18 protein-coding genes are annotated in these 20,758 nt (G+C 38.1%); 9 read left to right on the top strand and 9 right to left on the bottom strand.

Annotated features, from left to right (window positions below; all coding sequences use genetic code 11):
- Positions 1-58: 58 nt before the first annotated feature.
- Both NRF22_RS03840 and NRF22_RS03835 read left to right on the top strand, forming a co-directional pair.
- Positions 59-1,015, top strand: coding sequence for a restriction endonuclease (locus NRF22_RS03840; RefSeq protein WP_263779347.1), 957 nt, complete (start codon positions 59-61; stop codon positions 1,013-1,015).
- Positions 1,016-1,120: 105 nt separating this feature from the next.
- Positions 1,121-1,729, top strand: a complete 609-nt coding sequence (locus NRF22_RS03835; protein WP_263779346.1) for a KAP family NTPase — start codon at positions 1,121-1,123, stop codon at positions 1,727-1,729.
- A gap of 609 nt (positions 1,730-2,338) precedes the next feature.
- Here NRF22_RS03835 and NRF22_RS03830 read toward each other — a convergent pair.
- The 6 genes from NRF22_RS03830 to NRF22_RS03805 all read right to left on the bottom strand — a co-directional run bounded on the left by NRF22_RS03830 (position 2,339) and on the right by NRF22_RS03805 (position 9,077).
- Positions 2,339-3,661 (bottom strand): GntP family permease, encoded by a 1,323-nt coding sequence (locus tag NRF22_RS03830; protein ID WP_263779345.1) that lies wholly within the window; start codon positions 3,659-3,661, stop codon positions 2,339-2,341.
- A 2-nt stretch (positions 3,662-3,663) separates the two neighbouring features.
- Positions 3,664-4,467, bottom strand: coding sequence for an alpha/beta hydrolase (locus tag NRF22_RS03825; RefSeq protein WP_263779344.1), 804 nt, complete (start codon positions 4,465-4,467; stop codon positions 3,664-3,666).
- 104 nt (positions 4,468-4,571) lie between these two features.
- Complete coding sequence (locus tag NRF22_RS03820) at positions 4,572-5,426, bottom strand: AraC family transcriptional regulator (protein WP_263779343.1); 855 nt, start codon at positions 5,424-5,426, stop codon at positions 4,572-4,574.
- A 995-nt stretch (positions 5,427-6,421) separates the two neighbouring features.
- Complete coding sequence (locus NRF22_RS03815) at positions 6,422-7,282, bottom strand: hypothetical protein (RefSeq protein WP_263779342.1); 861 nt, start codon at positions 7,280-7,282, stop codon at positions 6,422-6,424.
- Positions 7,283-7,615: 333 nt separating this feature from the next.
- Positions 7,616-8,176: a hypothetical protein gene (locus NRF22_RS03810; protein WP_263779341.1), complete on the bottom strand. Its 561-nt coding sequence runs from the start codon at positions 8,174-8,176 to the stop codon at positions 7,616-7,618.
- On the bottom strand, positions 8,169-9,077 hold the full coding sequence (locus NRF22_RS03805; protein ID WP_263779340.1) for a primase C-terminal domain-containing protein: 909 nt from the start codon (positions 9,075-9,077) through the stop codon (positions 8,169-8,171). Before NRF22_RS03805 ends, NRF22_RS03810 begins: the two co-directional genes overlap by 8 nt.
- 1,279 nt (positions 9,078-10,356) lie before the next feature.
- Here NRF22_RS03805 and NRF22_RS03800 point away from each other — a divergent pair.
- The 3 genes from NRF22_RS03800 to NRF22_RS03790 all read left to right on the top strand — a co-directional run bounded on the left by NRF22_RS03800 (position 10,357) and on the right by NRF22_RS03790 (position 13,994).
- The gene (locus NRF22_RS03800; RefSeq protein WP_263779339.1) at positions 10,357-11,307 is read left to right on the top strand and encodes a hypothetical protein; all 951 of its coding nucleotides are present in this window, start codon (positions 10,357-10,359) and stop codon (positions 11,305-11,307) included.
- 82 nt (positions 11,308-11,389) lie between these two features.
- Positions 11,390-12,550, top strand: a complete 1,161-nt coding sequence (locus NRF22_RS03795; RefSeq protein WP_263779338.1) for a tyrosine-type recombinase/integrase — start codon at positions 11,390-11,392, stop codon at positions 12,548-12,550.
- A 964-nt stretch (positions 12,551-13,514) separates the two neighbouring features.
- Positions 13,515-13,994 (top strand): GNAT family N-acetyltransferase, encoded by a 480-nt coding sequence (locus NRF22_RS03790; protein ID WP_263779337.1) that lies wholly within the window; start codon positions 13,515-13,517, stop codon positions 13,992-13,994.
- A gap of 23 nt (positions 13,995-14,017) precedes the next feature.
- Here the strand turns inward: NRF22_RS03790 and NRF22_RS03785 are convergent, their stop codons facing one another.
- Positions 14,018-14,509, bottom strand: coding sequence for a GNAT family N-acetyltransferase (locus NRF22_RS03785; protein WP_263779336.1), 492 nt, complete (start codon positions 14,507-14,509; stop codon positions 14,018-14,020).
- A 49-nt stretch (positions 14,510-14,558) separates the two neighbouring features.
- On the opposite strand from NRF22_RS03785, the gene NRF22_RS03780 reads away from it, so the two are divergent.
- The 3 genes from NRF22_RS03780 (at position 14,559) to NRF22_RS03770 (ending at position 18,215) form a co-directional block, all read left to right on the top strand.
- Positions 14,559-15,392 carry a hypothetical protein gene (locus tag NRF22_RS03780; RefSeq protein WP_007744886.1) on the top strand — a complete coding sequence of 278 codons (834 nt, stop codon included), beginning with the start codon at positions 14,559-14,561 and terminating at the stop codon, positions 15,390-15,392.
- A 171-nt stretch (positions 15,393-15,563) separates the two neighbouring features.
- Positions 15,564-16,568, top strand: coding sequence for a ribosome small subunit-dependent GTPase A (gene rsgA, locus NRF22_RS03775; protein ID WP_263779335.1), 1,005 nt, complete (start codon positions 15,564-15,566; stop codon positions 16,566-16,568).
- 3 nt (positions 16,569-16,571) lie between these two features.
- Complete coding sequence (locus tag NRF22_RS03770) at positions 16,572-18,215, top strand: ATP-binding cassette domain-containing protein (protein WP_263779334.1); 1,644 nt, start codon at positions 16,572-16,574, stop codon at positions 18,213-18,215.
- Positions 18,216-18,280: 65 nt separating this feature from the next.
- Here NRF22_RS03770 and NRF22_RS03765 read toward each other — a convergent pair whose 3' ends face one another.
- Positions 18,281-19,135, bottom strand: a complete 855-nt coding sequence (locus NRF22_RS03765; RefSeq protein WP_263779333.1) for an oxidoreductase — start codon at positions 19,133-19,135, stop codon at positions 18,281-18,283.
- An 84-nt stretch (positions 19,136-19,219) separates the two neighbouring features.
- Between NRF22_RS03765 and NRF22_RS03760 the strand changes: the two genes are divergently transcribed.
- Positions 19,220-19,564 (top strand): MerR family transcriptional regulator, encoded by a 345-nt coding sequence (locus NRF22_RS03760; RefSeq protein ID WP_007744896.1) that lies wholly within the window; start codon positions 19,220-19,222, stop codon positions 19,562-19,564.
- 199 nt (positions 19,565-19,763) lie between these two features.
- Here NRF22_RS03760 and NRF22_RS03755 read toward each other — a convergent pair whose 3' ends face one another.
- Positions 19,764-20,603, bottom strand: a complete 840-nt coding sequence (locus tag NRF22_RS03755; RefSeq protein ID WP_263779715.1) for a helix-turn-helix domain-containing protein — start codon at positions 20,601-20,603, stop codon at positions 19,764-19,766.
- Positions 20,604-20,758: the final 155 nt, after the last annotated feature.

The raw sequence follows: 20,758 nt of genomic DNA, 5'->3' as shown, positions 1-20,758 counted from the left end.
CATTGTCTGCTATCAAAGATTAAACTATTCTTTAGGTTTATTGAGACAAGGGAGCTATATGGATTTAGAAGAGTTTAAAATTTTATCAGCCATAAAACGTGAAAATTTGCTGATGCCTGAAATTTTGAAATCTTTGGTCAGCCTTGGTGGCCAAGCTGAGAGTTCAGAGTTACGAGAAACGATTCAAAGTGATTCAACTTTGGTTCCTGAGGATTATGTTGCATTTCAGAAAACCGCAAAATCTGGCAATCAATATCGACCCTTTGATTTTGATTTCAATTTCGCGATCCGCAATTTAGAAATAGCTGGTTTTCTGCTAAGACCTAAATCAGGTTTGATTGAGTTAACTGATAAAGGCAGGGAAATAGACCCTGAAAAAATGTCTGTTGAAAAAGAAATTCGTCAGGTTACTAAACCAATATGGCAACAAAAACATGCTCAAAATCAATTAAATAAGCTTAAGAAGAGTGCAGATAAGATTATCAGTACGATATCAAGCGATGCATTCGTTGGCATTCAACGTGATGGCACTATCAGTGTCGATGATCTCGTTCCCCAGTGGAAGCAGCGTTTATTAAAAGCTTTAAAACAACTCTCGCCTAAAAAGTTTGAATTATTTTCTCGTCTTTTGGTTAAATCAATGGGAGTGAAAATTGATCCCAGTATTGGTGTGCAATTAAGTGGTGATGGTGGTTTGGATGGCTATGGTTACATTACTTCGGATGAATTCAGGACAGCTCGTGTGGCTATTCAATCAAAAAAATGGGAAGGGACTGTCTCTTCCCCTGAAATTGATAAGTTTCGTGGTGCTATGGATAAATACAACGCCGAATTTGGGATTTTCATTACGACAGGCACTTTTTCTCAAGGCGCCTTAGCTGCTTCTCGTATTGGTACAAGAGTCATCACGATGATTGATGGTGATCGTCTTGTTGATTTAGCTGCTAAATATGAATTGCATGTTACTCCGGTCACGACTTATCAGCTAGATGACTTCTTTAATGAAGAAATTTAGTTAGAAAGACAAACACAATGAACATGGGCAACTTCAAATAGACTGCTCACATTTTTATTGACAGTTGACTTAATATTTAAAAAAGTCAGATTTATGGAGAATGGGATGGATCTAATAGGTAAAGCAATTCAATCTTACTTGAGATCAGATGATGATCAGGCCTTTCAAATTGATGGCCCTTGGGGAATTGGCAAAACGTATTATGTTCAAAATACCGCCAGGAAAATCATTAAGGAAAATGATTACCGCACAATTTACGTTTCCCTCAGCAATATGCAGGATTTAACTGAGATTAAATCCGAGGTGAGCGTACAAATTCTAGCGACTCTTGGTACCACTAAACAGGCTGGCTATCAAGCAACGAAGATAGCTGCAAGCTCATTAGAATTAATAAAGAACTTAGGCTTTTCTCAAGCTGAATTATTGAAACAACCTGCTAAAGAATTTGGGAAGAAAATTCGTGCTCACCTGCTTAAAAATATCGACTATACAAAATACGTGTTTATTTTTGATGACTTGGAAAGGATATCTAAAAAAATAGATATCCAACAAGTTTTTGGTTATATTGCCAATTTACTCGAACAAAATCGTAGCAAAGTCATCATTATTTCTAACCAAGAAAAATATGCTCATCCAGATGATATCGCCGATAAGAAAGAAAAAATCATTAATAAAACCATGAGGGTTCTTATATCTGAAATCGGATATCTTTAAAGTTTTGCCGTCCGACATCATACTTTAGAAAAGGTTCAGTAATTTTCGTCTCCTCTTTAGGATATTGGCTCTTATCTCATCTTATATGGGAAATTGATTTTACAGTTTTGTTGAGGTTAAGCCAATACTTATAGTTGAAAAGTAATCCTGTTCTTGAAATTGCGTTTAGTTGGCTAAATTGAGCTTTTGTTTTCTTGAAAGCATATTTGTATACTACTTTTCATATTCACTAGAGGTGAACTATTTGAACTGTCCTTTGCCGTTGATGCTATAACTAATTATTCAGAATTTTACAAAGGCACTTTATTTATTAATGGATTGTTCTTTTAACCTAATTAAATCAGTTTAGAGATTTGGCATAGTTAAACATTTAATTTTTTGTTAGGGCAATCCAAGTAATTCGAACATTAAAACTAAAATGTTTTAATTTGGAAATATACAAAACCATTAACTTTTAACATAGCGTTCCTTGATTCAAAAATAAAGCCTCAAATACATTCAGCGATTATATATCGCGAATATATATTGAGGCAACATTAATTAAAAGTTAAAGCTGTGTTTTTTGAAATAATTTATCTACTAACTACTAAAAAGCTCTACGCGCTTAATTTAAATGAATAAACTCATTATCATAACAAGAATCAAACCAACTATTCCTGAGAGTGAACTTTGAAGCGTCCATGTTTCAAAAGTTTCTTTGACAGTTAAATTAAAATATTGATTAACCATCCAGAACCCGGCATCATTTACGTGAGATCCGAACGATGAGCCTGCGCCTATTGCTAGTACCAGCAAAGCTACTGGGACATTAATACTTCCAACGATTGGAAGTATTAATCCAGCCGTAGTCAGAGCAGCCACTGTCGTAGAACCCAATGACACCCTTATTAAGGCCGCCATAATCCAGGCCAATAACAGGGGAGACAAACCGGTATGTAAGATCAGTTTTGCAATTTGGCTTGCCAGATCCCCAGATACCATGATCTGTTTCAAGCCACCAGCAGAACCAATAACCAATAACAACATACCGATACTACTAATCGACGCCTCAATAGTACTTAGAATTTCTTTATTACTACGATGCTGGTGCCATCCCATAGACCACAAGGCAAACATCAAGGAAATAAACATTGCAAAACTAGAATTATTAAGGGCTGCAACAATAACATTTTTAGTCCCTAGAGCTGTTAACACAGTCGCAACTGACATTAAAAGAACTGGCATTAGAGCGGTAATCAAAGATAATCCTAAACTGGGTGCTGATGATGTTTTGCTCTCTTTTAAATCACCAACTCCTGGTACATAAGTAATTTTACGGAAACTTTTTGGAAATAGGTGTTGAATCAATTTGGGAATAGCAACAGCAGTAATCAATAAATACGGAATTCCCATACATATTCCCAACAATAAGACAGTACCTAAATTTGCATGCAGTACCTGACTAATTGCAACAGGTGCCGGATGAGGAGGAAGGTAAGCGTGTGCAGTACCAAGACCCATCAGCATAGGAAGGCCTAGTTGGAGCATCGGCAAATCAACTTCTGTAGCAACTGCAAAGATAATCGGAACCAGCACAACGACTCCTACTTCAAAAAACATAGATAAGCCGATGACGAAAGCCGCTATAGCAACGGCTAACTGAATGTGTTTTTTCCCAAAAAGCTGAGTTAAGGAGTCCGCAATTTTTTTTGCTCCACCTGAATCAGCAACTAGTTTTCCCAAGATGGCACCAAAAGAAAATACTAAAACAAGTCCCCCTAATTGTGTCCCAATACCAGTTCCGATTAAATTCATCACTTTATCAACTGGCATTCCCAATGATAATCCGAGAAATATTGAAGCAATAATTATTGCAATATATGCATTAATCTTGAAAATAGTAATCAATAACACCAAAATTACTAGGCTCAAACAAAGAAATAGTAAACTCATTTTTATCTCCTTTCGTGAATAGGCAGCCATGACAGTACATGCTCGAGTTCAGGTGCCCAAAAATCCCAATTATGCCCACCTTGACCAGAATCCCAAGTAAAGTTTGAACCAAAGATCTGATTCAATTTTTTTTGATAATTTTCATTATCCTCATTCAAAAAGTCTTCTTTCCCACCGGCAGTAATGAATACCCTCAGATCTTTTAATCCTAACGCTGGATGATTAAGCAACCAAGAGATATTTAAATCTGAATTTACAAGGTCTTGTTTTCCCCAAATAGCCTCTATATCCGGAGAGTCAGGGTATCCTAGAACACCATTTTTTAGATTATTTACAAATTTTGGAAGATCAATTACTGATGACATTCCTGCCACTGCGCTAAACATTCTTGGATATTTAAAAGCCCATCGAAGAGCTCCGTATCCGCCCATAGAATAACCTGCTAGGAAATTGTCTTCTCTCAACGAGGACAAAGGAAATATAAATCTCATGCGCTCTGGCAATTCTTGTGTAATATAAGTCCAGTACTTATCTCCATGGCTCATATCCGCGTAAAAACTACGTTCAGCTTGTGGCATAACCATCGCGACACCATAATCGTTTGCTAACCGTTCAATTCCAGCACGTCGTAACCATACTGTATCATCATCACCGAGTCCGTGTAATAGCCACAATACAGGGAAAGTTTCTCCTTTTTTATATTTAGGTAACCTCATTTGCTCATTTTTTATCTCAGGTAATACCACCTGAACACTAGTGGTTCTTCCTAAAGAATTTGAGAAAAATCGATTTGAATGCAGCGACATAATTATTCCTCCTTAAGTATGAATACGCTTACATTTTCTATGTTAATTACTGATAAAATTATAAGTGATTAAAATAAGTCAGAAAAATGATTCATTTCAGCAAATTAATTGTTCTTAGAAATTTTCAAATATTGGAGTGGGGTTAAATGATACGTAGATTTAAATGCCTTTATAAAGGCCATCTCATTAGGAAAGCCTACGAGACTAGTAATCACTTCTACGCTCTTATGTTGATTAATCAGTAAATCATAAGCTTTTGATAAACGTTGATTGCGCAAATATGACTGCACAGGAGTGCCCATTTCTGCTTTAAAAATATGGGTCAGTTTACTTTCTGATACATGCAAATTTTTGGCAATAGAGCTGTTGTTTATGCTTTCAGATAGGTGCTTTGAAATATAAGATACGCATTCTATCAAGAATTCAATTTTAGCCTCTTTGTTTGAATAATTATTTTTGGATACTCGCAGATAATCAGAAGAAAACAAATTCTCCAGTACTGTATAGGCTAATTTTCTTAAACTAATTCTACTTAACTCACAACCAGTTGTATTATGCACATTCCACATAGCCATGAAAGTTTGAGTTAGCCCCTTGTAACTAATATTTCGAAGAAAATTTGGATATTCCACGGTATTCAAAATTAAATACATTGATGCCAATCGTGGATACAACAATACTAATTGATCATAAGGATAGATGAGAGTCAAAGAGTCATAGGGTGCTCGATCACTAGCAGGAGCAAAGGCGTGGGGTACGTTGCGATTAAAGACAATAATATCTCCCGATCCCGGCCTATACTGTTTCCCGTTTAAAGTGACTATGTCCTCCATACCGTCGAATACATAATTTACTTCAATGGCATCGTGAAAATGCATTGGAACTAGATGAAAATCATTATGATGAAAAATGAATTTACATGGTTCAAACTCCTCTGATTTAAATAGCTCGTATTTCACGGTTATATTTACCCTCCTCTAGATCGGAACAATTTTACAGCTGGACATTAATTCGTATGTCGAATGCAATGGACAAATTTTTCTTAATTCTTCTATGTAAGTTATCTAGAATCTTTGCCTTAAAGTTCATATGCTACAACAAATATATGTACATATTTCGTTGTTCCAAATGCCACTTGTATAGTGAATTTTCTTTGTCCTCTAGAAAAATCGATATAAAGTTTTTTCATTATTTCTTTATTTGTATAACGAACACGCTCTGTTAGAAATAACTTTAATCGGTTCCCATTTTACCGCTAAGCATATTTCCTCGATAAAATAATCTTTCTTCAACTTTTCTGATTAAAATAGCGTCAGGGGAAAATATAAGATTTTCCTTTTTGAGGTATCGACAATTAAAACATAGTTTCTCTCTCAGTAGCCAAGCTGACTTTTAAGAAATAAAACGGACTTATCACGTAGATGCCTGCACACCGTTCAAGCGAATGTTGTAGGAGTTCAGAAAAAATGATAGGGGGGATTGGTGTCTGATAGGGCGTTCACAGAACCGTTCGCCTGTTTTCAAAATGCGGAAAGTAAAACTTTTTTATAGGCTGTTTAGGTCCTATAAATGCCCATATAACGGCGTTTGATTGTCTCTAGGAGTCAAACTGAGACACACCAGCCTTTAGCCATTACTGGTCTATCTGGTCTCACTAGAGACGATATAAGATCAATCGGAAAAAAATAAATAAAGGGGAACAAATGCCTGAGCAGTGGTCTTAGTAGCCATAAAATACACAAAAAACAGCCAAAAATAAGCGATTATTTGCCATTATTTGCCATTATTTCCGGTTTTTTAAGTTCTGAATGTTTCGATGATGTATTTTTTGATACAAAAGTGATGTAGAGTAACGCACAAAACTTCTGTTTGAAGGTAAATGTAATAGCGGTATTTGCTCTTGAACTTTATTGACTAGCCAACCTTGTATTAAAAAACAAGTTTATAGCCCAAGCTATTTCTTAAAAAACTTAAGTGTATCCCCAGTCCCTTTGCCAAACATCTGTAGAGTCAGCCTATCACCATCATGTAGGCTAATACTGACGGGTGCATTTTCCATGACCTGCTGCAGTGATGATTCTTGATCATTAATTTCAGTCGTACCATAAGCGGTATCAGGATCCGAACCGTTCCAAGAACCTGGTGCCCACTTCACTTGGTAACTACCTGCCACTAAAGTCGAAGCACCTATTGGAATCGTTATTCTTTGTGGGCCACTAGATTTACCAAGGTACTTGCCATCTCCATCGCTAAGGCTCAACTCATGCTGATCTTTTCTTAAGACAAACACGTAATCCAGAGCATTCTGTGTGCTTGAGCCATCCGAGTGACTGGTTTGCTGGCTAGTGCTAGAGGCTTGTGCTGTATGTTTGCTTTTAGTTTTAAGGGACTTTTGGCTATCACGTTTACGTTGTTGCTGGCTAACAGCAGCATGGGAAGCTGGTGCTGGTTCTTTGGACATAAATAGCATTATGACTAACCCTGTACAGGCGACTACAAAAAGGCTGATTAAAGCAAAGAAAGCTGGTTTCAAATTGCTAAGATGTTTCATGCTGTCTATAAAACCGACTGTATGTATCACAGTCTTATTGTCAGTGAGATAAAAGCGCTGCTTGAAAAAGGTATCCTGATCATTCTCAGACTGAACCAAAGCCTGGCAGTCTTCTTGGACTTGTGCTAAGGGTATTTGAGTTTCGCTTGATAAGTCTGAGAGTGATATATTGTGATGCCTAGTTAATATTTCATGATATTTCTCAAAACGCTTTCTTTGTTTATGCGCCTTGTAGGCTGCCTGCAACTTATCCTTAATTCCCATATTCCCTCCTAAAAACCCTCATCATTATACTGACTATCATCACCATCAGAAATAGCTATTTTACCCGTTTCTTTAAAAAGTTTGGATTCTAGCTGTTCGTTAACAGAAAAAAACGGGCTGTTTAATACTTGTTGGATATGAATACATGTTTTTGAGCTGGAGTTTATGAAATGAGTTAATCAAACTTGTCTTGTCTTGTCTTTACTTAACTTGTCTTTACTTAACTCGTATATTTCCAAACAGGAGTCTTCATAAAGCTAGTTATGAAGGGCTATTTAGGGATTTTACTTCCGTCCAAAACATGCTATTTCTTGATTTTGAGTCAAAAAGTCGCTACGGGCTTTCAGATTGTGTTTGACGAGATTTATTCAATTTCTTTTTTGGGCTGGATATCTGTCTAAGTTTTGCGACCATTGGCTTTGTTAACTCAATCTCATTATCATCTAACCAGCTTGCTAAAGCCCGGAAGTCTGAAGAGGGTTTATAGATTTTTGAAATCAACAGTTTGTGTTTGGTGACGTAGTCATGGTTCTGATTATCCCGATGGTCTTTAAAAACTGTTTTGCCATTGGCACCGATGAATAGATTAGCCATTAAAAATGGGTTGTCCATACCGACTAATGCAAAGTATTGCAGATGCTGGTTCCACTCAAAAAAGTAGTAGTATGTCTGATCATCAAAATTGAATTCCTTAATATAACCAGCTTGTTCTATCTCCGCAATAACGCTCTCGGGAAGATCATAGGTATGCAAAGCACTCAAAGGGCTTTGAATAATGCCAAGATCATCCGTTCTATCAAATAGAAGTGGCAATGCCGCTTTTGCTTCCAACGACAGACCAATATAGCGGTCATTAAAAAGCCAGCCTTTATCTAACTTGCGGCTGTTAGCCATTGACGCGCTCTTTTCTGGCTGCCGTTCTACTCACAGAGTCAATCGTGCGGTATAGCTCAGACTCTGGTAAAGGGTTATCCGAGTGTTCATTTGACCATAATAAAAGCGTTTCTATAACATGCTGATCTATCTGCATAAACAATAACAAGCCAATTAAGGAACTATAAAAATCATGTCGTCCATGTCCAGGTGGGGTGACTAATTTCGTTAGCGCTTGATTAACAGAATCTTGCCAAGGCTGGCGATCATTCCGAACTTTTGACTCAGCCAGCCCTTTTAGCTCTTGAGGCTGGGGCTTGATCATGGGAGCCTGACTTGATTTGATTTGAGCCAGACTCAAAAAAGACTTTGTATCATTCATGGCCAGCTTGCAGTTATGCGCCATAGAATAAGCATTTAAAACAGGCAGTCCGGCTAATTGTGACCAATGAGAGCCATAGCTAGTCAAGTCTGTTTGCCAATTATTGGGTAATAACTGCCTTAAATAATCGCCTAATTGGATCCGCTGTGCTGCATCAAAAGTCGAGTCAATAGGTACAGCTAGGCGCGAGCGAGTGCCTTTATAACCATTAGAAACAGTCGGGTAGACCAGATAAACTATCTTGGCTAAAGCTGACTGGATACTTGACACAGCCGTCTGGTAATCATCCCCATCTGTACCATCAATATCAAAAAACAAGATTGAACGTTCGATCAGGTTAGTGTCATTTCTAGTAAGAGCCGCCATTTTCCCAGCTAGTACAAAGGCAGCTTCGTTTTCTTTATAGCTATGAGCCAGATCACTTGAATCAATCCCAGTTCGTTCTAAGGGCTGGTAGCTCTTGAGCCAGTCCCAGTCAGAAAACTCTGTTGGCTGCTTTGTTAAGTGACTATTCTTTAATCCTTTTTGCAGATAAATCATCAGATTTCCTCTACAAACAGGAAAAGCCTGTTACTATAAACATAGACATCTGATTTGATGTCAGCCATTTCTAAATAAGTTTTGTTCCATCCGTTGATTCTTCTACTTTGGTCGGTAATGATATCAATGGATTTTTTTGTGTGTTTAAATACTGCTTTTTTATTCGTTATCATTTAACTTGCTTCCTTTCCATTAATGCCAGCATATCTGCTGTTTTGTAAAGCTTCAAACTCCCCCAGATAATGGGTTTGATCTGAGCTTTTTGTGTTAATTTATCGAATGTCCTTGGACTAATCGAAAAATACTGTAGTACGTCCCGGCGCCTAAAAGTCACCGGATAATATTCTATTAATTTTTTCATAATTTTTCCCTTCCTTACTAATTATTGTTTGCATTTTCTTGAATCAATTTCTAAATCAACCCATCAACCTACTGAAATTATTGTTGAAGTTTCGTCTAAGCAAGGTCTTAACGGCGGTGCAATGATCATATCCGTGTGCCCATTTCTCCTTTTTGATTAATATTGTTTTCCGTAAAGACACGCATTGGTAATGTTAACTTTTCAAGCAAGCGGTTGAATGGTGAATTAAGTTCTTTTTTCTGGCACTTAGCCAGCTGCTTGTTTACTGTTCATAATCGTAAGTATATATAATTTATATATACTTTTTTTACGATTATGAAGGCAAAAAAACACAACAAGTAACTTAATTAATCAAGCGATGCCAAACGAGATAGATACATATTTCAAGACCATTTTCCGTTCAGCAAAACATCTTGTTTTAAGTCTATCTTTTGATCATTTAAAATCTCATTATGGCTCCTTAAAATAGTGACAGGTCTCTTAATTTAATGACCCAATCATTGGCAATGTCACTAAGACAAAATTATTCGCTACTCAATACCTTGCCATTTGTTGTAAATGTTTCACTATCCCTGAGTTCTAATAAAATATTTTTTTCAGCTATGATAGCTCGTTACTCTCTATCCAAAATTTTCATCTTCTTTCTTTTTTTTAAATCTTTCAAATTTATATTGCCATTCAATTTTTTATATGGTATAATTTAATAGGATTTATTTTATAGATATATTCTATCACGTTTATTTAAAAAAAGCAAGTTAGCTCTTTTCGCTCAATCTTTAGGAGTGTTTTTTTGTCTAATCATTTTCAACTCAGTCTGAGTAATGAGAACGTTCAACGTCTTCTTAGAAATGTGCTATACTAATCGTAATAATTTTTATCTGTAATTATGTTTAATTACGAATTAAATCAAATACGATTATGACAATAAAAACATCTCTACAACCAAATCAGAACAGTAGTGCTTTCAAACGAGTTAAAGGCAACCGTAAATATTTCAGTCAACTTCTCAAGGGCTTAATGGCTAAGCATAATCAAGAAATCAAGGATCTCCTAGCACCTGTGCTGCATCTCTACGAAGGAACTAGCCCGTTAGACAACTATCAGAACGGTATCTCTAAAATTAGTAATTGGCGTGTCGGTAAAACTTTGCCCTCGAATTTAGAGTTAAAAGCACTTCAGGATTTTTATGCTAAACAAGGTGATCACCTTACCTATTTTGCTATGCTCTATCCTGATCCGCTTTCTAGCTATCTCAACCGTTTTTTCCGGGACCTGCAGCGCGCCATTGAACACGAATTCTTTACTATACAACGAGAAAAATCATCATCCTACCGGCTTTTAGACCAAAAGTTCAAATCTAAAGATATTCGACTTTTAGCGACGAGATTTGACGATCTGTTTTCTCAGGATTTTTCATATATGAAAGCCACCGTCTCAGAATACGAAACAGACCCAGAAACCGACCAACCGCTGTCAGAAGAAGAACTAACTAATTTTTTTAAAGAGCACATTCTCAATAAGCCTCGTTTCAGTGATGGCTTTGATCGTTACTTAGTGACACAAACCTTTTACAGCTTTAAAACCTTATCCAATAGCTTAGGTAGCCTGATTAATGAGCACTTACTCGCTTATATTGGGGAACTCATAACGGCCGCTAATAGTCACATTCAAAATGAACTCAGTCAGTTATATAGAAACACTGCTCAACATTCACCCCTTTACGATCTTACCCAACGCGACTACTTAGATGTTCACAGCGGCAACTCGAAAGCTGACGTCTTACAGCACAAAATCAATCAAGCCACCATGGATTTTCTCTCGCAACTGGAGGCTTTTAACCAAGAACGAATCGGCTCAAATATTGATTAAAAAATAAATCTATCAGGCAAAGACAAGCCGTTAAAACTCACGTGATTGATCATATCCGTGATTGTTCATTGAAATAAAAACAATGAAAATCAAAAATCGAACGCTTAAAAATGGCGTTAAATCATACTATTTTAGGATTACCTTAAATGGTAAGCCAACAACAAAAAGAGGCTTCAATAGCCATAAAGAGGCTGTTAATGCCTATCGTGCTTATAAAGTCGCCGCGGTTAATGGCCAGCTAGAAAGTCAGAAATCAAAGCGGATTAAATTCACCGAATCAGCTAATCAATGGTTAGCGATGAAAGAAAAAGAGGTCAGACCATCTACTTTCAAAAAGATTAAAGAACGTTACGAGCTGCATATTCAACCTTACTTCAAGGGGAAATATTTAGATGAGCTGACACCACTGCAAGCACAAAAGTTTGTAAGTATCTTGGCTTCTAAGTTAGTCGGCTATTCTGACAGCTTTGATATTATAAATCAAGTCTATAAAAAAGCCATCCAGTATGGCTATATAGCTGAGAATCCTTTTGCTAACGTTGATAAGCCCAGAGCTAAAAAAGCAGCTGACAAAGACTCAGTGACCTTCTATGATAAAGAACAGCTAATTGAGTTTCTAAATAGTGCTTACCGGCTATATCATCAAAAACACTACGAACGGTATGCCTTCTTTAGGCTATTAGCCTTTACCGGTATGAGAAAAGGCGAGGCATTAGCTTTGAACTGGTCTGATATCGACTTGAGCCAAAAAACCTTGTCCATTAGTAAGACCGTTGTAACTGTCACTGATGGCGAGGTTGTTTCTGATGAGCCCAAGACCAAAGCCAGTAATCGTGTCTTGACTCTAGATGAAGGTACGGTATCTGTTCTAGCTGAATGGAAACTGCAGCAACATGAGCTATACGAGAAACTGGGATATGGTTCATCCCCCTGTGAGTTCGTGTTTAACAGCTCCGTGAACTCGTTTGTCAGTTTAGGCAAACCCAGACAATGGTGCCGAGCCATAGCCAAACAAGCTAATTTATCCCCTATAACGATTCACGGCTTTCGCCATACCTATGCCACTTTAGCCGTTCAAGCGGGGATGGACATCAAACAGCTACAATATCAGCTAGGCCATAACGATGTGCATACAACCTTACAGATTTATGCCGAAGTAACTAAGCAGCAGAAAACAGCAACAGCGAAGATATTCGCCAATTTTTTGAATCAAAGTAATCAAATAAGTAACCAAGCTGATTAGAAAAGGGCAAAAACCATGCAGGACATAGGATATGCTGTTCAGGGTTCGATCCCCTGAGCATCCAGAGCTATATGTTGACAAGGCGCTTTAACCGCAAGGTTGAGCGCTTTTTGTTTGTTGAGGTGCTGTGGATAAGTCCTGATATTACTTACAAAAGTAATCTGACTAATTAAAAAACAAGACACGTGTCTTGTTTTTTAATTGTAATCATTTTGAGACGTTGTAAATCTTATCAAGCGGATCGGCGCAAACCAAGTTAAGTACCATTTCGCACGATTGAATAATATGAACGAAGCGGCTGCCATCCTTATGAAGAACAGCATAACAATACGACAAGGAGAATGACGCAGACCTAACTCTGAGTGTTGTGAATTGCTAGCGACTTTCATAAATTAACAGAGTTGTGTGTCAAGATAATAATGTAATGAAAAAAATTCTCCGAAAACTGCCATGCGACATCAGAAATTATAAGATATAGTGCTTACCAGTACGATACCCATTCTTATTATGGTTCTATGGCTGCCGGAGCGATCGGTGGAGCTGTTCCGTATTTAACAACTGTTCCAGGAAAAAATAAAATCAGTAATTTTAAATGGTGAATTTATGCAAATATTAAAAATTAAAAATCCTTATTTACGAATAGCAAGTGGCATATTTTTGTTTACTGCAATTTGTGTTGTGACACAATGGCTAGTTCCACAAAACATAAGATTGTTCTTTTTAATTGTTGGATTTATTAATATAGCGACACCGTTTTTGCGATTATTAGCGTCAGGCAATTTGTTTGATTATGGTGATTTTCATGTGTTGCTTGATCCTAAGAATATATGGACAAAATATATATATGGTATTCTAGTTCTTTTGTTTCTTATGTTTTTACTAATACCCATAATTTAGTTTTCGTATTTTTTTGTATAGATGAGATACTAATAGGTCTATTTAGATCTGATAGGAGAAATATCAGATGATTACTTATCGTCAATTTAAAAGTTCAGATGCAGATGAAGCTGCCAGTTTAATCGCCACAACCATGCTCACCACTAATATCAAAGACTATTCCAAAGCATACATTGAGGATGATTTGAAACATTTAACAGCTAAAGATTTGATTGAACGAGCAAAAGATTTTCATTGTTATGTGCTGGTTGATAATGGCCAAAACAAAATCGTAGCTATCGGTTCAATTGGCCCTTATTGGGGCAAAGAAGATGAAAGTAGTCTGTTTAATATTTTTGTCTTGCCGGATTATCAAGGACAAGGGATCGGTAAACAGCTGATTCAAATATTGGAGCAGGATTCGTATTTTAAACGAGCAAAAAGAATAGAAATTCCTGCCTCAATTACCGGACTGAAATTTTATGAAAAGATGGGATACACTTTTAAAAATGGTATCAGCCAAGTGGATCAAGAAGGACTGTATCGACTAGAAAAGTTCAATAATTAACAAAATTTATACATGGAATCTGATTATTTTTTGGAATCCTTGACAAAATCCAGTAAATCGTAAAACCTGCCGTTTTTCTCAAAGGCTTTTTCTTCTTTTTTTGAAAACACCATGCCATTTTTAAGCATGACTTTTGCCGAAGCAATATTGTCCGCCACACAGCTGCCGATTATTTGACTCAATGAATAATTTCTAAAGCCCAGCCTGATTAGCATTTGCACGCTTTCACTAGCAAAACCTTGTCCCCAATATTCTTCGGCAATCGTATAAGACAGTTCACCAGTTATCTTATGAATGGACAGCTGGCAATTACCAATTAATTGACCATCCTTTAAAAAAATCCCCCAGAAATTGCCCAACCGATTGTGTTTTTTAATAAAATCCCGTGCTTCTTCAACGCTTTTAAAATAATCATGTTTTGTATAAACAAATAAATTTGGATTTTTGAATATTTGATATTCTTCCTCTGCCAATGACAGCGGCATAACTGCCAGTTTAATTTTAGTGCCATTCATTTCCGTCATGATAAATTTAAGTTATCATAATGGCTGAACGAGATGCTATATGAATTTAAATGACGCACAACAATTACTAGCTAATGTAAGCCAGAAAATGCCAATTTGGGAGGAGTATCGCGCGAACATCTCCAGTAGTAAAATCTATTATGACGCACAGCACCAGCCATCGGCTCTACTTGTCTTCTCGACAAATCAATTTCATCCCCACGCACTTGGCATAGCGGTTTATGCACTCTCTTCAGACATGTTTTCGATCATTTTAAATGATGCAATCCAAGAAGTTGGCCGCCAGCATAAAGATCGGCTCGTCATTTGGGAATACCGACCCTTTAGTCCCTTCACAGAATGGTTGCTGACTCAAGGATTTTCCGTGTGGCGAGAAACTGTCAGCCCGAACGCTCAATTAGCAGATATTGCCTTGCCAAGCACAACAGAGGGCCAAATATTAACAACAGCTGATATTCAAGCCAATCATCCTTTAAAAACACAACTGATTGAGATGAGCCTGACCGATTACCGTCAAGTGCATACAATCAATCCCATGGCTGTAACAACCCCGGCTCAATGGGAACGGATAGTATTTCCTGATGTTTTATTAGATGCGCCGATGGTTTTGATCAAGCACAATCAAATCACGGCTTATACTTTTCCCTTTGAAGATAACCCAGGAACTTTAACATTTGGCTGGTTAGGTGCAACAAATCCGACTGCTTTATGGATGCTGCAAGCTGCTCAAATACAATGGGCTAAAGGTCGAGGGATGACCAGTCTAAGCGGCGAACTTGATAGTACTGATCCGCTCGCTTTAGCCACTTATCGTCACTGGCCTTTTGTGCCCGCACCCGTCTACACCATGGTCGGCAAGAAAATAAAAAATTAATCCAGGCTGCTTTTCGGCACAGCTTCTGTACTGAAAATGATTTTTATGAAGAATTTTTATCATTTTAGTAGATAACAATCGTTGACAAACAAAATCATCCGTGCCATACTTTCGACATGCTTACTAGATAAAACACAATCAACCAAATCTAAACGAAAAGAGTTTATTGTCTTGCAGACAAACGATTATTGTATTTTATCTTATCTTTCATCTAACCAACTTGATCAGCCTATCGACCAAGTTGGACGCATCATTCAAATTTTTAATCAAAGCAATATTACGATTGCCGATCGTCATGGTACGATTCACCATTCGCTACTTTTGACCGGTCTTTTAAAACAACAAATAAGTCAAGCATCTGATTCGCTCACGGTTGGCGATTTTGTCTCCTTTGAAAATAAAGCGGGTCAATTAGTTATTTCAGATGTTTTGCCAAGAGTTAATCAACTATCAAAAAATATTAGTTCAGCCAGAAAATCTATTCATGTTAAAAGCGGTCTTCAGCTATTGGCCGCAAATGTCAGCGATGTTTTTATCGTAGTCGCCTGTGATCAGCGTTTTACGATAGCCTTATTAGAACGTTATTTGCTGGCTTTCAGCTTAGATCATGTCAAGCTGCATATCTTATTAACTAAGCAGGATTATCGCCAAGGATTCACACAAATCAGTCAATTAATTGAGCAGGCCTATCCAAAATTATCTTGTCTGCCCTTATCGATTTATGATCAAACAAGTTTTACTGTTTTTGACAGGCTTTTATCAGCCCAAAGTACTTCGATCTTTATCGGCGCTTCTGGAGCTGGTAAATCGACGATTATCAATCAGTTAGCCGGCCGCCAGCTGCAAAAAACTGGTGCCGTTCGGCTAGGCGATCAGCGTGGCAAACATACAACGACGAGCTCTCATTTATATTTCATCAGCCCAGAGTTCGGTTATCTGATCGACACACCTGGTATCAAAGAAATCGGGCTCGTCAATGATGATCAGTCAGGCTTGTTCTCTGACATTGATGCTTTAGCGGCTCAGTGCAAATTTAAAAACTGCCGTCATGAAAACGAACCAGGCTGTGCCGTTCAAGCAGCGATTACTTCCGGACAGCTGGATGCTGAGCGTTTTAAACGCTATCGCAAATATCAGCGCGAATTACAGCGTCATCTTAAAAGAGACGGGAGGTAATTGATGGCTCAGACTCAGAAAAGCTTATTCACTTATTTAAACGAACACAAAAGCAAGGCTTTAGGACTGGCAGCGATCAATTTTACCAATTCAGCTTTGCAGACTTTAGGCGGGATTGCCAGCGCCAATGCGTTGACCGTCCTAGTTGCCGGGCATTTCCAAAGTTTTCTGCTTTGGATCACAATTATGCTGGTCTCCTATCTATTGTTTGCCTTGGGGATGTATTTTAGCATCTACCATTTAACACTGGTCAAACAAGCTGTCAATACGTCAATTCGAAGAGACATTACAGAACGGATTGCCAAAAGCAGTTACGGAAATTATCATCAGCGGCAAGCTGGCGATTATAGTTCTTGGATGTCCAACGATCTTTCGATCATTGACTCGGAAGGGATTGAGAATTTCTTTGCAATTGTGACAGCCATTACCGATGTGGTCTTAGCCAGCTTGACTCTAGCTTATTTCCATTATTCGATCCTCATCACAGTCTTCGTTTTGAGTATTGTCATGATGGTTCTGCCTAAGGTATTCCAGAAGGCTCTCAGTCAAACCTCACTAAAACGGACTCAAGCCAACGAGCGGTTAATGTCTCGCATCGAAGATCTGTTAGAAGGCTTCAATGCCCTGTTTATGTTGAATGCACGCTCCTTGATTGTTGCTAAAACAGTCGCGGCCTCTAAAGAGGCGAATCATGCTTTTGAAACCCGATCCAAAGTGTTTGGCAAAATGATGGCCACGGTCAATGGCATGAGTATTATCAGTCAAGTGATTGTCCTTGCCCAGGCTGGTTTTCTGATCTTTCTCAAACTCACTCCGATTGGAGCCGTCTCAGCGGCCCAATATTTTTCCGGGACCATCTTTTCTCAGCTAACTGGTATTAGTGCTAATTGGGCCGAATTGAAAGCCACCGCATCGATTATGACGAAATTTACAGACTTGCCGACCGCTGACAAAACAGCGTCTTTACCTACAGCCGCTCCCTTTCACACGGCCATAACCATTCAGCAAGTAGATTTTAGCTATCAAGGCAAAAACATCTTGCGTCACTTAAATCTCACGATCAAAAAGGGAGCAAAATACGCCCTTATCGGTCCGAGCGGTGCCGGTAAATCCACGCTCTTAGCTTTATTAGCTACCAAACTGACAGATTATCAAGGCAGAATTACTTTAGACGGTGCTGATTACAAAACCCTTGATCCGGGTTCTATTCGTAACCAGCTTTATGAATTGGATCAGGATCCCTATATCTTTAATGACAGTTTGAAAAACAATATCACAATGACTCGGCCAGTCAGTCAAGACCTTTTGCAAAGTGCCATCGACCAAGCTGGTTTGGCCGATTTAATCAAAAGTCTCCCTGATGGTCTACAAACGCAGCTTGCCCATAACGGTTCCGATCTATCTGGTGGGCAAAAACAACGCATTGTCCTGGCACGCGGCCTTGTTTCCGGCCGATCAATCTTTCTAGTCGATGAAGGCACTTCGGCTTTGGACCCGGCTTCAGCTGATCAAATTGAAAACAGTCTGATTAACGATCCGGCTATTACCCTCTTAATGGTGACACACCACTTAAAACCTGAGATCGCCAACCGTATGGATCGAGTTTTCACAATACAAAATCAGCAGCTTCGGCCAGCAGCAGATTGAAATGATCATGTTCAAAATAAAAACGTCCTAAAAATAAAGGGCGTTTTTTCATGAATGAAAGCATTTTATTGTTCCCAATAAGCATCATCGCCAAAGCTCAAATGCGTTGCATCCTCTTTATGAGCCTCGAACTCGTCTAGTGCTTGCCGGTAAGTACTTGTCGCTGTGCGGTAAGCATCTTTACCAAACAGATAATGCATGGGCTGCTTTTCCATGTTGGCCAATTTAATAAAAGCCTTAGCCGCCAGTTTCGGATCACCATCTTGTGAACCGGAGCGTATTTCTGAAGCTGATCTGGCATCATGAACAGCTTGATAGTCATCAATTAAATTCGTAGCACCTTTATGACTTTCACCAGCCCATTTGGTTCGGAAAGCACCAGGCTCGACATTGGTGACTTGAATCCCGAATGGCGCCACTTGTTCACGCAAAGACTGGAATAAACCTTCCATCGCGAATTTTGTCGCATGATAATAGGCAAAAGTCGGAAAAGCGGCTAATCCGCCAATTGAAGTCACATTCAAGATGCGGCCAGATCGATGTGCCCGCATCTTTGGCAAAAGGGCTAGCGTCATGTCGTTAGCGCCCCAAAAATTAGTTGCCATCATACGCCTGACTTCAGCCTGATCAGACTCTTCGACAGCACCAAAATAACCATAACCCGCATTATTTACCAAAACATCAATAAAGCCAAAATGCGCTTCCGCTTGAGAAACAGCATCACGAATCTGCTCTTGGCTTGTAACGTCCAGCGGCAGTTTTAAAACATCGGCTTCTCCTGTTGGCAAATCAGCAAGGCTGGCAATTTTTCTTGCCGTAGCGACGACCGGATAATTTTCATGAATTAACTCTTCGACCAATGCTCGTCCGAATCCGGATGAAGCACCCGTTACAAACCAAACCTGATTCTTTTTACTCATGTTGATACCACCTTTCATCAGTTGCTATGGTGATACTAGCATGTTAAAGTTACTTTAAGTCAACTTTAGATTTGAGGTAAGGATTTGGTATCCATTTCAGAAATTGCTAAACAGCATAATTTAACCGCGTCGGCTATCCGCTACTACGAAAGCCAGGGGCTGATCAATATTCAACGCGACCGTGCCGGTAACCGTTTATTTGATAGTAAAAGCGAGGAACGGATCCGTGTCCTTTCTTATCTTCACCAAGCGGGCCTGTCGCTTAGCGAGATGAAAGATTATGTGAATCATTTAATGGATCACAACTACGAGGTCCGCTTGCTGCAAGCAAGCAGGCGGCGTCTAGAAAACAAAATAAACCAACTCGATCGCACACTTCAATTTCTGGATTATAAAATCGTTTATCACGAAAATTCTCGAAATAGCTGAGTAACACAACTTAAAAAAGAGCGTTTCCGCCCTTCGATTTTTTTAAAATCATCAGCAGTAGTAAAGCATCAATGGTGGATGAGAAGTGGAAGAGAAAAGTTACATAGAACCATAAAAGCTTACGACTGCTTATCGAAACTATAACGCATCATGCACTCTTTGCGACAAAACGGTAAAAATAGCGGTTTTTTAGTTGATTTCAACTCTTTTTCGGAGTATTTGAGAGCTTTTCAGGAAAATCATATTTACGCATATATACTTCATACGAAGAAGCTAAATTATTGGATCCAATCATGCGCAGTGATTCAATTAACTTATTATTATCGATAACAGCTTGTTTCCGACTGGACGAAAGCAGATTTTTCATAAACGTTAATTTAAAACGGATCATTAATTTTGTTTGGTCAGAAAAAAGCGTTTCACATTTAAGCATAATTTTTCGAGCTGCCTCATAATCTTTGCGGCGATAAAAAATATCAGCCGCATTACATAGCAACGATAAGATCCGGTCCGAAGCTTCAACACCATCCAGAGAATACAAAATTTCTTTCAGCAGATTTTTGATCATGACAGATGTAAATAAAATCAAGCAGTTGTTAAACAAAGAAATCTCAAATGGATCCCAATACTCAATAGCTAGTAAGTGGCTGGCAATTTTTTCGATCATTTTTGTATCAACCGAATATTGCTGATCAATTCCTTTGATTAAAGAAAACAGCGTCACTAATTGACCTATTAAATCAAAATCGGGATTATGAGCAACTTCAAGTGCTTTCTTCTGAGCTATTTTTTTTAATGTCGGCAAATCGTTACTTTCATAAATTGGCTTGATTTTGTTTAAAAAAATCGTGTAAGCAGAACCTTCTTGCTTATAAATTTCCTGAAAAAAATAATCTGGTCGCAAATTCATCCGTCTCGATAACTCAGCTAGGATCGTAAAAGATAATTTAGCGTGTCCGTTTTCAAATTTATTAATCGAAGACACAGATAATAAGCCAGCAGCTAGTTGCTGAGTCGAAATTTGCCGTTGTCTTCTTATTTTCCGGAATATTGCACCGGCTTTTTTGTCGTATCACGATTCATTTGAAAAAATTATGACACAAAATTTGGATGATATGGATTATTTTTTAATCGTTTATCAAAAATTTATTCTTGCAAACAGGGACTTTCTTGCTCATATTAAAAATTTAATAG

The organism is Oenococcus kitaharae (assembly GCF_025758695.1).
In the GTDB taxonomy this organism is placed as follows: domain Bacteria; phylum Bacillota; class Bacilli; order Lactobacillales; family Lactobacillaceae; genus Oenococcus; species Oenococcus kitaharae_A.
The sequence above is the reverse complement of the archived record's forward strand: the minus strand, read 5'-3'. Positions and strand labels throughout refer to the sequence as shown.